The organism is Halomonas sp. SSL-5, assembly GCF_030708455.1.
Lineage (GTDB): Bacteria > Pseudomonadota > Gammaproteobacteria > Pseudomonadales > Halomonadaceae > Halomonas.
This window is the reverse complement of the sequence record NZ_JAUYWF010000007.1, coordinates 14,712-27,831: the sequence shown is the minus strand read 5'-3', so window position 1 is coordinate 27,831 and position 13,120 is coordinate 14,712. Positions and strand designations below refer to the sequence as shown.

The following is a 13,120-nucleotide window of genomic DNA, read 5'->3' as shown; positions in this document are numbered from 1 at the left end:
CAGGAGGGCACCACGATGAGCAAACCCACCGACGTGACCCGGTTCTTCGAGGACCTGGATGGCGGCGTCCTGGCCGAGCGCCTGGGCACCATCCTCAGCCACGCCGCGGCATCCGCCACGGACAACCCCAAGAAGAAGGCCAAGGTCTCGCTCGAGCTGACCATCGAGAACATCGGCTCCGGTAGCCAGGTCGGCGTGATCCACAAGCTGTCCTTCAAGGTGCCCACCGCCCACGGCACCACCGCCGAGGATCACACCACCGAAACCGTCATGTACGTGAACCAGGGCGGCGAGATGACCCTGGAGCCGAAAAACCAGTTCGACATGATCGGGCACGCGCACCGCAAGACCACCCAGCAACAGCAGGAGAATGACCAATGAGCCTGACCAAGGAAGCGCTCGAGCACCTCGAGGCAAGCCACAAGACCGGTACCGAGGTGCTGGACGGCGAGGCCCTGATCATGGGCGGCGAGTTCAAGCTCGCTGACCTCGAGAAGTACCGCGCCATGCGCCGCCGGTTCCGCGGCAAGTTCGAGACCCAGGGCATCGACGACTTCACCCGCTACGTCGGCAACAACGGTCCGGCCCGCGCACCCGTCTTCATCGACCGCGACGCCATGGCCGCCCGCTGCTACCTCGATATCGGCCACGTCCACGAGCCTGGCCACTGTGAGCACTCCGCCAGCCTGGCACTGCCCAAGACGCCGGAGTTCACCGCCTTCCTGCGCGCCAACGGCAACACCTACGACCAGGACGGCATCGTCGAGCTGCTCGAGGACTGGGGTCACCTCATGTCCTTCACCAACAGCCAGGGCGAGGTGCTGGAGCTGCGCAAGGTGCTGCACGCCTTCCGCAAGATCTCCATCGATGACCTGACCAGCATCGACAGCGACAAGCAGGAGCACAGCTCCCAGGTCGGCGTCATGAGCAAAGTCACCGTCAAGAACGCCGAGCGCCTGCCGGCGGCGATCCTCTGGCACTTCTCGCCCTACGACGGCCTCCAGACCCGCGAGTTTTCCATGCGCGTCGCCAGCCTGACCAAGGGAGGTCCGGGCTTCCGACTTCGCGCCATCGCACTGGACGCCATCACCGCCGCCATCGCCGAGGAGTTCGCCGGCAGCATCGAGGAAGCACTGCCCGAGCTCGAGTGCCTGCAAGGCACCTTCTCACCCTGACGACATCGGGCCCTACGGGGCCCGTTCCATTTACAGCATACGGAGGCCCCATGGCCAATGACTTGAACGCATGCCACTTCACCGGACGGCTGGGCGCGGACCCTGAAGTGAGATTCCTGCCGAGCGGTGATGCGGTGGCGAATATCCGCCTGGCGGTCGGCAAGACCTGGCGCGACAAGCAGTCAGGCAGTAAGCAAGAGGCGACCAGCTGGATCAACTGCGTGGCCTTCAAGAAGACCGCCGAGCTGGCCCAGCAGTACCTCACGAAGGGTTCGCAGATCCGCGTCAGCTGTGAGGTGCGCGAGCGCAAGTGGCAGGACCAGCAGGGCAACAACCGTAACGCGATCGAGTTCGTCATCCGCGACATGCAGTTCCTGGGCAGCGGCCAGCAGCAGGGCGGCAATAGCCCCCAGGGCGGATATGGCCAGGGTATGCCCCAGCAAGGCTATCAGCAGCCGCCCCAGGGTCAGGCGCCGCAGGGCGGGCAGCAGCAGCCACCGCCCCAGCAAGGGGGCAACCAGGGTGCGCCTGACCCAGGGGCGTTTGATGACTTTGACTCTGAGATTCCGTTTTAGATCAGTTATTTAGATGCACATAGGCCGCCACCGAGCGGCCTTTTTCATACCTGCATGGAGGGTGCCGAGATGAAGGCATGCCACAAGTGCGGCGAGGAAAAGCCGCTTGATGGGTTCTACAAGGGCAACACGAAGGACGGCCGCGACAACACCTGCAAGGAGTGCCGCAAGGCCAGGGTCAGGCAGAACCGCAAGGAGAAGCTGAAGCAGTATCGGGAGTACGAGCGCGGTCGCGCCATGGCGCCTCACCGGGTGGCTGCCAGGAAGCGCTACCAGGAGACGCCTCATGGCAAGGAGGCTATCAGGCGCGGCACCTCGAAGTACCGGCAGCGCAACCCGATCAAGCTCCAGGCTCACAACCGCGTCAGCAAGGCGCTTGCCGATGGCCGCCTCGAACGACAGACGTCGTGCGAAGAATGCGGCACCAGCGAGGGGCAGATCCACGCTCACCACGATGACTACCTGAGTCAGCTGGACGTGCGCTGGCTGTGTTCTGCCTGCCATAAGGCATGGCACGACAAGCACGGCGAGGCGGCCAACGCGAACCATCCGCCGCTGCCGCAATTCCACATGAAACCAGGCCGGCACTCCGCCGCCTGACCACCCGCCCGCCACCCGGCGGGCTTTCTGATTCTGGAGAAACCATGATCACCCTCACCCAGACCACGATGACCACCGACGAGTGGGCCCGCATCGAAGATAACCCCATCCAGCGCAACACCGAGCTTCACGCTAAGAAAGCGCGCAACAAGCACCTTAAGAAGCTATCCCCTACCCACGCCAGGGTTTCAATGGCGAAGCTAGTAACTGGAGAGGAGTTCAAGCTAGACGGCCACACTCGCTCTCACCTATGGCAAGAAGGGTCCTTGGAGGCGCCCCAGGTGCTATTCGTTGATGTCTACCACGTCAGGAATATGCAGCAGGTGGAAGACCTCTATAAGCAGTTCGACTCGCCCTATTCGACCGAAACAGCTACTGACCGGCTGCACGGCGCGTTCCGACTGCACGGTTTCAATCCTCGCTCCGGCTTGATAATTCATGGGGGAGTTACTTCTGCTGTGCAGACGCTGACCGCGAATCACGGAACATCAACAAAGCAGTTCAGCGTTTACGAAGAGATCACGCCATGGATGGACGCCATCCGGATAGTAGATGAAAAGGGGTTCACCTCCTCTGATTTTCCGGCCGGTCTCCTGTCAGCAATGCTTTTGACCTCCAGGGTCTACGGCCCCGATGCGATGGACTTCTGGCAGTCATACGCGAACGATGAAGGGGTAAAGATGCCTGGTGGAGAGCGCTGCCCAATCGAGGCTCTGTCATGGTGGATGCGAGTCAGGAGTGGCGACAAGGATGCAAACAAAGGGCGTGGCAATATCCTTGAGATATGCGAGCGGGCCATAAGTGCTTTCGAAGCATGGCGCTCAGGAGGATCTTACAAAAACGCCAAGCCGAAGCGGTCTGACGTTCGAAGCTATATGCGCCGCAAGTTGCCGACGAAGCTATCCGAGGCTGCGTGATGGGCCATAACGAAAACAGGTCTGCTGATGTTGTAAGCATCCGCCAGAAAAGGAAGCAGCTATCCTCGCGGGACAGAATCACCACTCTCGTGGAGATGGCTGTTTTCGGCCACAAGCTTACCGGCAACGATCAAACCGAATACCTCGAGTTCCTGTGCAGCATTGCACTGGAGCAACTCAACTTCTGCCATGACCAAGACTGGATGAGGCAATACCTCAACGACTTCATCTCGGTCGTCGTCAACAAGATGGAGGGACCCATGATCCAGTTCAAACGCCTTACCCCTGACGCCACCCTGCCCACCCGCGCCACGCCAGGCAGTTCCGGCTTCGACCTCTACTGCACCAAGCGTGTGGACCTGCCGCCCGGGCATCGCATGCTGCTGCCCACCGGCATCGCTGCTGCCCTGCCGCCTGGCACTTGCGGTCAGCTCTGGCCGCGCTCCGGCATGGCCGACCGCCAGGGCATCGACCGCCTGGCAGGTCTAATCGACGAGGACTATCGCGGGGAGATCCACGTCAGCCTAGTGAACCACGGCCTGGATCTTGTCGAGTTCCGCCCGGGAGACCGCATCGCCCAGCTGGTGGTTGTTCCCTACCTGGGCGAAGCCTGCGAGGTCGAGGAGCTGGACGACACGCAGCGCGGCACCGGGGCCTTCGGCTCAAGCGGGCGCTAGGAGGAGGTATGAAGGAGCTCTACGGAAACTGGCTGTTGTCCGCCAACCGGCAGTGCCGGGCCAATGATGCCTGGCGAGCCTGGATAGAAACTCCAGAGCGCTACCTGATGAGCCGACAGCAACGCCGCGCCGCTGCCAAGGGCGATGCCCGCGCCCGCGCCAAGCGCATGGGTCGCCGCGGTTACGACATGGCCCGGCACCGGGCCAGCCGCTGGCTGATCGGCGCCTGCTACGAGGGCATCCCATGCACCCGGGAGGAGGACGGCGAGACCATCCACGGACTCACGGGGCACTGGCGCTTCCCGCCCACCGTCCCGGCCAGCCGCTGGGATGCGGTGGCCGACTATGCCGCGCGCAGCCCGCAGCGCTGGCGGATCGAGGCCAGCGCCATCTTCCGCGACGAGCAGGGCGGCGAGTACGTCGAGAGCATCGAGGCCGAGGTGGGCCAGGCCCTGCTGCTGGGCGAGCTCACCGACACCTGGCGCGACATGCTCGAGCAGGCCCGCAACGGCGGCAACCCGCGGCACCACAGTCACGACGTGATGCGCGCCTGGCCGCTGGTGGGGTCGCCATGAGAGTCCGCTGGCCACGCCTGACATTCCCGCCAATCAATCTCTGGACCGCGCCGCATCAGTCGGCGCTGGAGGACACCATGACAGCAACAGCAGAACGCGACGCGATTACACCAAAGCGCGCCAGAGAGCTTCTCGACTACGACCCAGGCACAGGGAAGTTGACTTGGCTGCCAAGGAGCAAAGATTCATTCGCATCGAAAAAACAGTGGCACAACTGGACCAAAAGGTTTGAAGGCAAGGAGGCCGGAACAGTAAAGAGCAGCATTCATTGTAAAAGATACATAAGAAGGTGTGTTGTAATATATGGGAAGTCATTCTTAGCCCACAGGCTTGCATGGGCCATTTACCATGGATCATGGCCCAGCTCCTGCCAACAAATTGACCATATAAATGGAAACGCTCTTGACAACAGAATAGACAATCTACGCCTTGTGGGTCAGGTTGAAAACAGCAGAAATCAAAGATTGAGATATGACAATAAATCGGGCTTAACGGGTGTCTATTGGGATAAGAGGATCTTAAAATGGAGAGCAAGAATAGGCTTTAGCGGAAAGTTGATTTATCTCGGGGCTTTTGATTCTTTGGTTGATGCGGCGGCAGCCAGAAAGTCACAAGAAAATAAGCTTGGATTCCATAAAAACCACGGAGGAAAGCGAAATGAATTATGACCCTTCGGACCACGTGGAATGCATGCTTTGCGCCCGCATCGACGAGCTCGAGCGCGAAAAGGAGGTGCTGGCCACCCAGTTGGACCGGGCCGAGGAGAGAATCGACAGCTTGAGCAAGCAGGCCAATGCCTTGCACAGGATCGCATCCACATTGGACCTCTGGTCTCAGGCCGGAACCAATGTCTCTATCGATGCTGTAGCCGAGGCGGCAGCAAAGCGAGTGGAAGAGCTCGTCACCACCGCAGCGCTGGCCGAGGATAAGCTGGCCATGCTCAGGGGGCAGGCCGACGCCCTCCATCGCATCGGCTCCGCGCTAGATCTCGACCCCGGTGCCGACCTGACCCGGGAGGCGCAGGCCAAGGTGGAGGCGCTGTTGGCTCATATGGAGTGGCTAGACGGTCTGCGCCGTAATGTTATTGAGGCGATACGCGACGACCGTTTTGAAGATCTGGACGTGAGCTTCTACCGCGACGATAAGCAGCCGCCGAGGCCCACCACCTCCCTCGCCCGCATGAAAGACGAGCGCGCCCAAGCGATCCAGAAAGCGGTACACCAAGCGCGCATGGAATGGGCGAAGGAGGATAAGGCGGCGCTCGACCGCCTGATAGCGGAGAACGTCGAGGCATCTCTGGGGCACGTTGAGGCGCTGGTGGAGGCCGGGGCCGCAGCAGCAGACGCCATCGCCGAGACCCGTCGCCTGGCCGAAGGGGGAGACCATGACTGACGATCGACTGATCAGCACCAGCGAACTGTGCGAGCGCTACGGGCGCTCCACCCGCACCCTCAACCGCTGGCAACACGAGGAGGGATTCCCCAAGCCGGTGATTGCCGGCGGCCACGGCGCCGAATCCCGGTGGCGAGAGCAGGACATCAAGGCATGGGAGGATCGCCGGACACAAGCCGCGTGAGCCGCTCATGCCATGCCCGATAGGCCTTCGCCTGCTCCTCCAGGTAGTCGTGACGATCATAGACCTGCCAGACACCAGGCAACGAGTGACCCAGCATCACCTCAGCCACATGCGGCTCCGTCAGCGTGGACCAGTGCGTCCTCGCCGTCTTGCGCAGGTCGTACATCGACCAGTGCGCCATCTCCTTCCCCATCTGGTTCTTCGCCACCCGCATGATGTTGTACGGGTAGCTCAACACCGAACGGTCGTTGAGCGGAACCGCCTTTGACTCGCCGCTGAACAGCAGCTCAGGATGGCGCGACAGCGTCATAGCTTGGCGCAGCAGCGGCACCACCTCCTCGATGATGGGCCGGCGCAATGCCCGGCCTGTCACCCTCCCCGTCTTGTGTCGCTCAGGCGGCATCTCCCATACCCCTTCCTCGAAGTCGAACTCCTCCCGCCTTGCCCCGGTCAGCTCGCCAGGCCGACACCCATACAGCAACGCCAGCTTCACGAACAGGCGTGAGCGCAGCGGCATCCGCGAGCGCTCCATGGACTGCCAGATCAACCACAGCTCGCCATCATCCAGCGCCCTGCCCTTCACGCGGCGGCGATTGACGTGAAGATCCTCCTTCGCCGAGATCGCCGCCAGCGGCTGCTGCTCCACGATCCCGCGGCGAGCGCCCCACTTGTGCACCTGCTTCATGTTGGTCAGCACCCGTTCGGCAATGCGCGGCTTCTCTTCCGCTAATGGCTCGAGAAGGTCCATCCACTGGCGTAGCCCGGTCTCGTCCGCGGGCAGCTTTCCCAGGGTCGGGAACACATGCAGCTCGAAGCTGCGCAGGATCTCCTTCTCGCCGACCTTGCGCGCCTGGCAGTAGCGCGTATGCCAATCGCGGACCAAGGCTTCATTGGTAGGCGCGTCGGCTATGGTGGCCTGCTCCACCCGCTTGACGGTGCGAGGGTCGTGCCCCTGCTCGAGCTGGCCTCGCCGACGCAACGCTTCATCCCGGGCTTGCTTCAAGGTCATGGCCGGGTAGGTGCCGAGGTCCAGGCGCGCGGCCTTGCCGCGATAGCGGTAGCGGATTTGGAAGACGACTTTGCCGGTCAGGGTGACTCGGGCGCCCAGCCCGTCCCGGTCAGCTTTCTCGGTGGTGGCGTCCCGCGGCTTGCGGTGGACGGCCTTCAGCCATGCGTCTGTCAGCGCCATGTGTACATGCTCCCCAGCATCGTGTCGTTGAGGGGCCGAGTATGTACGCAGGCAAGTACATATTTCTAGTGGCTGGCTGTGTCTTTTGGCTTCTGGTGGTTGCTGGTAATGGCTGGCAGAACTGAGGCGGGAGGCGGTGCGGCGGGGTGTTCTTGGCGGGTTATGGCTGTCTGTTGCCGGTGGTCAATGGTCGATGTGGGCGATGATCGAGAAGTTGCGGATGTGCTTGAGCTTGTCGGAGGAGGTGTCTTGGGACATCGATGGACTTCTGCCTGATGGGGTTCGGGCCAGGGCCAGGCGCAGCAATGCGGGCCGGCGGCCAGGATGTGCGCATTGTACCGGGATGCGGGTGCCAGATACAGCAGCCCGACGGGAGGACCGTCGGGCTGCCGAGCGCGGGGCGTGGAGAGTGGCTCAGTCGCCGGCCAGGCGCAGGGCCACGAACAGCGAACGACCCTCCCGATACAGGCGCACCGGCACGGCGCGATCCGCGGGCAGCTCACTCACCAGGGTCACCAGCTGGGACGCGCTGCTGACGGCCCGATGATCGATGCTGACCAGGATGTCACCGGGCTGCAGGCCCGCCGCCGCCGCGGCACCGCCGGGGTCGACCTCGGAGATGCGCACCCCGCCCTCGATGCCCAGGCGCTCGCGCTCGGCGGCGTCCAGCTCGATCACGGAGATGCCCAGGCGCGCCTGCTGGCTGTCGCGACTCTGGCCCGGGGCACCGCCGCTGTCGGGCCAATCGCCCAGGGTCAGCTCGAGGCTGCGACGCTGGCCGTCACGCATCAGCTCGAGCTCGACGTCGCTGCCCGGCGCGGTGCGCCCGATCAGCCGCGGCAGGGTGCTGGAGTCATCTACCCGGGCACCGTCCACGGCGAGGATGACGTCGCCGGCCTGAAGGCCGCCCTCGGCCGCCGGCCCCTCGGGGTCGAGGTCGGCGATCAGCGCACCCCGCGGCTCATCCATGCCGAAGGACTCGGCCAGGTCACGCGACACCGGCTGGATCATCACCCCCAGCCAGCCGCGCCGCACTTCGCCGTCGTCGCGCAACTGGTCGGCGACGTCCATGGCAACGTTGATGGGAATCGCGAACGACAGTCCCATGAAGCCACCGCTGCGGGTGAAGATCTGGGAGTTGATGCCCACGACTTCGCCGTCGAGGTTGAACAGCGGCCCGCCGGAGTTGCCCGGATTGATGGCCACGTCGGTCTGGATGAACGGTACATAGGCATCCCGCGGCAGGGTGCGGTCGATGGCGCTGACGATGCCCGCGGTGACCGAGTGGTCGAAGCCGAAGGGAGAGCCGATGGCGGCCACCCACTCGCCGACCCTGAGGCCATCGGAGTCGCCCAGGCGCAGCGTCGGCAGGTCACTGGCGTCGACCTTGAGCACCGCCACGTCGGTGCGCTCGTCGCTGCCCACCAGTTCCGCGGCCAGCTCGCGGCGATCATTGAGGCGCACCAGGATCTCGTCGGCACCATCGACCACATGGGCGTTGGTCATGATGTAGCCGTCATCGCTGATGATGAAGCCGGAACCCAGCGACTGACGCTCCTGGGGCCTGCCCGGTGCCTGGCCCGGCGGCGCGGGGAAACGGTCGCCGAAGAAGTGGCGGAAGATCTCGGGAATCTCCTCGCTGCCGAACCCCTGAAAGGGGTTGCGGCTCTCGACCATGCGGGTCGTCGAGATGTTCACCACGCCGGGGGCGGCCTCCTCCACCAGCGCGGTGAAGTCGGGCAGGTCACGGGCCATGGCACTCTGCCAGGCCAGCAGGGTCCCGGCCAGCAGCATCCACAGGGAAAGGTGTCGCAGCGTTCGCATCATGTTGGCTCCTGCGTGGGTTTGGTTGGGCAATGCGAAGATCACGGGGTGACGACAGCGGGTCGTCACGAATTCAGGAATCGGCGGCGTTCCAGCTCAGGGCATCGGCGACCCGCAGCAACACCCGCGGCGGCATCTCGCCCATGACCAGCACCTGCCGCGGGACGCCGCCCAACTCGCGATGACGCACCACGGCGTGGGAGACGCCGAGCCGGTGCAGGCCGGGGGCCAGGGGCTCGATGCCGTCGAGGGGGGAGACGAAGACGCTGAAGGTGGAGAGGCCATCGCTGTAGAGGCGGTGAATCACATCGCTGCCGTGACGTCCGCTGCGGGTCTCCACCGGCTGCGGCCGGAAGCCCGCGGGCAGCCAGCCGGGGCTCCACGCATCCCGGGGTGCCTCACGGGGAGCGTCGACGCTCACCTCGCCCTGGTGCAGCCGCGGCCGCTCGAGCACCGTGAGCTGGAAAGTCTCCACGACTCGCCCGGTCTCGTCGAGCAGGCTCTGCTTGAGGGTCAAGCCGGTGTCGACATCGAGCCACAGCCGCTTGCCATAGCGGAAGCTGTCGAGCGGCGAGATATCCAGGCGCCGGGCGCGCCGGTTGGCGATGCGCTCCTCGCCGCCCAGGCTCAATCGGTAGTACGAGGCAATGCTGGTAGCGATGCCCTCGGGGGTCGGGGGGGCCTCGCTACCCCCCGACCAGCCCAGGCGGCCGATGCGGCTGCGCCGCTCGACGGCCATGGGGGGACCGTCGAGGAAGCGGGCCTGACCCCGCTCGACGCCGTCGTCCACCTGATGACTGAGCACGAGGGTACGCACGCCATCGAAGCCGATACGCACCGCGTGGGCATCGTAGCGGTAGCAGTGACCCGCCCAGAGGCTGAGCTCATACCATTCGAGGGCACTCTGCGGGGCAGGCTCCTGCTCGAGGACGCGGCAGTCGAAACGGTCCGCGTCGGGCGTCGCCTCGAATGCCACGGCCGGCGCGACGGCCGCCAGCAGACACGGCAGGAGACCCGCGGCGCAGCGGCGAAGGAGGCGCATCGCCCGGCTCCCGCTCAGCGCTGACCGAGGCTGTCGCCACCGCTGGCGCGCAGCAGCGGCATCCAGGAGTCACCGCTGCGGTAGGCGGCCCCCTCGGCGTGGCGGTCCAGGTAGGATTGGAGCAGGCGCGCCTGCTCCTCGTCGGCCATCAGCGACTGCCGCTGGCTGGGCGCCATGAACATCGGCGTGTTCTGCATATCGGCACCCACGGTCATCAGGCCGCTGGTACCGCCCCGGGGCAGCTGGAAGAGTGGCAGATCGGCCAGCGAGGGGCGCTGAACCCCATCGCTCGCCAGGCCGGCGGGAGAGGCCTGGGTGGCTCCCTCTCCGGCGCCAGCGGCCAGTTCGGTTGACCCGCCCTCGGTGGGGATGCCACCGCCGTTGTAGAACTGCACACCGGTGATCACCATCAGCGACACGGCGGCGGCGATGCCGGCACTGCGCGCGAAAGGCAGGGAGCGACGGGGCGCGGGTGGCGCGGCGTCATCATCGAGGGCCGGCGCCGGCTCGCTCTCGAGACGCGCCAGGATGCCCGCGGAGAGGTCGACGCTGACGTCCACCTCCGACTCGCGCCGCATCAGGCTGCGCATGAGGTGATAGCGTCGCCACGCCTCGGCGGCATCCGGTTCGTCGTCCAGCGACTTCAGCACGCGGCGAAGTTCCAGCTCATCGCCCTCGTTGTCCATCAGGGCAGAAAGCGATTCCCGTGCGTTCTGACTCATTCTCAACACCTCAGCCTGGCAAGGCCGTGGCCTTGCATCCGTTATCAGCCAGATATCGGCATTCGCGGTAGCGGTTCCGGGAATGCCGACATCCTTAACCGCCATGGGCGGATCGAACACTGCATGTGACGCCAAAGGCGCCGGACAGTTCAGCGAATCGACAAGAAATCGACAATTTCCTGGCGCGGATCACTCATCGCCCGCCTCGCGGTTGCGCGCGGTGGTGACCAGCGGCTGGATATGCGCATCCACCGCCTCCCGTGCCCGGAAGATCCGCGAGCGTACCGTGCCGACCGGGCACTCCATGATGTTGGAGATATCCTCGTAGGAGAGGCCATCCAGCTCGCGCAGGGTGATCGCCGTGCGCAGGTCATCGGGCAGTGCCTCGATCGCCTCGAAGATGGCGGCCTCCAGCTGGTCACGGGCCATGGCCGCCTCGGGGGTCTCGGTATCCGAGAGGCGGCCGCTCTGGTCGAGGATCTCGGCATCGACGATATCCAGGTCGCTGCCCGGCGGCCGCCGTCCCTTCGAGACCAGATGGTTCTTCGCCGTGTTGATGGCGATCCGGTACATCCAGGTATAGAAGGCGCTCTCGGCGCGAAACTTGCCCAGGGCACGAAAGGCCTTGATGAAGGCCTCCTGCGCCACGTCCTGCACCTCGGCGTGGTCATGCACGTAGCGGCCGATCAGGCCGATGATCTTGTGCTGATACTTCTTCACCAGCAGGTCGAAGGCGCGGGTATCGCCCTTCTGGGCGCGCTCGACGAGCTGCTGGTCGGTTTCCCTGGCGCCCATCTAGTCCCTCCCCGTCATCAGGCGACGGGCGAGGCGGCGTCGACCGGAGGGCCTTGAAACTTCAACAGCGTGGCGTGCTTGCATAGCGTCTACCTGGAGCCTGGGCGGGTGGGGGTCGATGACCGTCAACAACAATCGCACAAGTGTTCCCTTTTCCAGTTCATCCATCAAGCCGCGGTCGATAGCGGACGCGGGCGCTGAGACAATGCGGGTGCCGCAGAGGTTCCCGCGATTGATCCGGCATGCCCCGGCCGGTGTATAGTAGAGCCACAAGAATCACGCCGTCAGGCCATCAGCGCAGACACGACATTAAGGTACCCGAATGACAGATCAGCAGGTCAGCAATCTCAACGTCCTCTCCCAGGACGTGCTCATCACGCCGGAAGCCCTCAAGCAGGAGATTCCGCTCACCGACGCCGCCGAGAAGACGGTCATCGAGGGGCGCCACACCATCCAGCGCATCCTCGACGGCGAGGATCCGCGCCTGCTGGTCGTGGTCGGCCCCTGCTCCATCCACGACGTGGACGCCGCCCTCGACTACGCGCGTCGCCTGCGGCGCCTGGCCGACGAGGTGAAGGACAGCCTGTATATCGTGATGCGCGTCTACTTCGAGAAGCCCCGCACCACCGTGGGCTGGAAGGGCCTGATCAACGACCCCCACCTGAACGGCTCCTTCGAGATCGAGGAGGGGCTGCATATCGCCCGCCGGCTGCTGGTGGAGCTGGCCGAGATGGGCCTGCCGCTGGCCACCGAGGCGCTCGACCCGATCTCGCCGCAGTATATCCAGGACTGCATCAGCTGGTCGGCGATCGGTGCGCGTACCACCGAGTCCCAGACCCACCGCGAGATGTCCTCCGGCCTCTCCTGCCCGGTGGGCTTCAAGAACGGCACCGACGGCAGCCTGGATGTCGCGGTCAACGCCCTGCAGTCGGTGGCACACCCCCACAACTTCCTGGGCATCGACTACAAGGGCCGGGTGGCGATCATTCGCACCCGCGGCAACGTCTATGGCCACGTGGTGCTGCGCGGCGGCAACGGCAAGCCCAACTACGACAGCGTCAGCGTGGCGCTGGCCGAGCAGGAGCTCAAGAAGGCCGGCATCAAGCCCAACATCATGATCGACTGCTCCCACGCCAACTCCAACAAGGACGCGGGGCTGCAGCCCCTGGTGCTGGAGAACGTCACCAACCAGATCCTCGAGGGCAATCGCTCGATCATCGGCCTGATGGTCGAGTCCAACATCGGCTGGGGCAACCAGAAGCTGACCGAGGATCTCAGCCAGCTTGCGTACGGGGTCTCCATCACCGATGCCTGCATCGACTGGGACACCACCGAGCGCGCGTTCAAGGAGATGGACGAGAAGCTGGCGCCGGTGCTGGCCAAGCGAATCGAGGGCTAATCGAGGCACCCGAAGCGGCAAGCCGGCGGCGGACTGCCGCATGAACGCGAACCC

At 64.5% G+C, this 13,120-nt stretch carries 16 protein-coding genes; 11 read left to right on the top strand and 5 right to left on the bottom strand.

Annotated elements, in window-relative coordinates; translation table 11 throughout:
• Positions 1 to 15 precede the first annotated feature (15 nt).
• From RAN53_RS09370 to RAN53_RS09325, 10 genes are all read left to right on the top strand, one after another.
• Positions 16 to 381, top strand: coding sequence for a hypothetical protein (locus RAN53_RS09370; protein ID WP_305796552.1), 366 nt, complete (start codon positions 16 to 18; stop codon positions 379 to 381).
• Positions 378 to 1,175 carry a DUF2303 family protein gene (locus RAN53_RS09365; RefSeq protein WP_305796551.1) on the top strand — a complete coding sequence of 266 codons (798 nt, stop codon included), beginning with the start codon at positions 378 to 380 and terminating at the stop codon, positions 1,173 to 1,175. Before RAN53_RS09370 ends, RAN53_RS09365 begins: the two co-directional genes overlap by 4 nt.
• Positions 1,176 to 1,225: 50 nt before the next feature.
• A complete protein-coding gene (locus RAN53_RS09360) occupies positions 1,226 to 1,750 on the top strand; it encodes a single-stranded DNA-binding protein (protein ID WP_305796550.1) in 525 nt (174 codons plus the stop codon).
• 69 nt (positions 1,751 to 1,819) lie between these two features.
• Positions 1,820 to 2,350 (top strand): hypothetical protein, encoded by a 531-nt coding sequence (locus tag RAN53_RS09355; RefSeq protein WP_305796549.1) that lies wholly within the window; start codon positions 1,820 to 1,822, stop codon positions 2,348 to 2,350.
• Positions 2,351 to 2,394: 44 nt separating this feature from the next.
• The gene (locus tag RAN53_RS09350) at positions 2,395 to 3,267 is read left to right on the top strand and encodes a hypothetical protein (RefSeq protein ID WP_305796548.1); all 873 of its coding nucleotides are present in this window, start codon (positions 2,395 to 2,397) and stop codon (positions 3,265 to 3,267) included.
• On the top strand, positions 3,267 to 3,944 hold the full coding sequence (gene dut / locus RAN53_RS09345) for a dUTP diphosphatase (protein WP_305796547.1): 678 nt from the start codon (positions 3,267 to 3,269) through the stop codon (positions 3,942 to 3,944). The genes RAN53_RS09350 and dut overlap by 1 nt, the downstream gene beginning before the upstream one ends.
• Positions 3,945 to 3,952: 8 nt before the next feature.
• Positions 3,953 to 4,519, top strand: coding sequence for a hypothetical protein (locus RAN53_RS09340; RefSeq protein WP_305796546.1), 567 nt, complete (start codon positions 3,953 to 3,955; stop codon positions 4,517 to 4,519).
• 77 nt (positions 4,520 to 4,596) lie between these two features.
• Entirely contained in the window at positions 4,597 to 5,187 is a 591-nt protein-coding gene (locus RAN53_RS09335; RefSeq protein WP_305796545.1) for an HNH endonuclease, read from the top strand.
• Entirely contained in the window at positions 5,177 to 5,911 is a 735-nt protein-coding gene (locus RAN53_RS09330; protein ID WP_305796544.1) for a hypothetical protein, read from the top strand. The genes RAN53_RS09335 and RAN53_RS09330 overlap by 11 nt, the downstream gene beginning before the upstream one ends.
• The gene (locus RAN53_RS09325) at positions 5,904 to 6,095 is read left to right on the top strand and encodes a helix-turn-helix transcriptional regulator (RefSeq protein WP_305796543.1); all 192 of its coding nucleotides are present in this window, start codon (positions 5,904 to 5,906) and stop codon (positions 6,093 to 6,095) included. The genes RAN53_RS09330 and RAN53_RS09325 overlap by 8 nt, the downstream gene beginning before the upstream one ends.
• On the opposite strand, the gene RAN53_RS09320 is transcribed toward RAN53_RS09325, so the two are convergent.
• The 5 genes from RAN53_RS09320 to rpoE form a co-directional block, all read right to left on the bottom strand.
• A complete protein-coding gene (locus RAN53_RS09320; protein WP_305796542.1) occupies positions 6,058 to 7,284 on the bottom strand; it encodes a tyrosine-type recombinase/integrase in 1,227 nt (408 codons plus the stop codon). The two genes, RAN53_RS09325 and RAN53_RS09320, sit on opposite strands and share 38 nt — an antisense overlap.
• A gap of 414 nt (positions 7,285 to 7,698) precedes the next feature.
• The gene (locus RAN53_RS09315) at positions 7,699 to 9,111 is read right to left on the bottom strand and encodes a DegQ family serine endoprotease (RefSeq protein ID WP_305796541.1); all 1,413 of its coding nucleotides are present in this window, start codon (positions 9,109 to 9,111) and stop codon (positions 7,699 to 7,701) included.
• Between the two features lie 70 nt (positions 9,112 to 9,181).
• The gene (locus RAN53_RS09310) at positions 9,182 to 10,150 is read right to left on the bottom strand and encodes a MucB/RseB C-terminal domain-containing protein (RefSeq protein WP_305796540.1); all 969 of its coding nucleotides are present in this window, start codon (positions 10,148 to 10,150) and stop codon (positions 9,182 to 9,184) included.
• Positions 10,151 to 10,164: 14 nt separating this feature from the next.
• Positions 10,165 to 10,872: a sigma-E factor negative regulatory protein gene (locus tag RAN53_RS09305; protein ID WP_305796539.1), complete on the bottom strand. Its 708-nt coding sequence runs from the start codon at positions 10,870 to 10,872 to the stop codon at positions 10,165 to 10,167.
• 189 nt (positions 10,873 to 11,061) lie between these two features.
• A complete protein-coding gene (gene rpoE, locus RAN53_RS09300; RefSeq protein ID WP_305796538.1) occupies positions 11,062 to 11,667 on the bottom strand; it encodes an RNA polymerase sigma factor RpoE in 606 nt (201 codons plus the stop codon).
• A 322-nt stretch (positions 11,668 to 11,989) separates the two neighbouring features.
• Here rpoE and RAN53_RS09295 point away from each other — a divergent pair, with 322 nt between their 5' ends.
• The gene (locus RAN53_RS09295) at positions 11,990 to 13,066 is read left to right on the top strand and encodes a 3-deoxy-7-phosphoheptulonate synthase (protein ID WP_305796537.1); all 1,077 of its coding nucleotides are present in this window, start codon (positions 11,990 to 11,992) and stop codon (positions 13,064 to 13,066) included.
• The last annotated feature ends 54 nt before the right edge of the window (positions 13,067 to 13,120 follow it).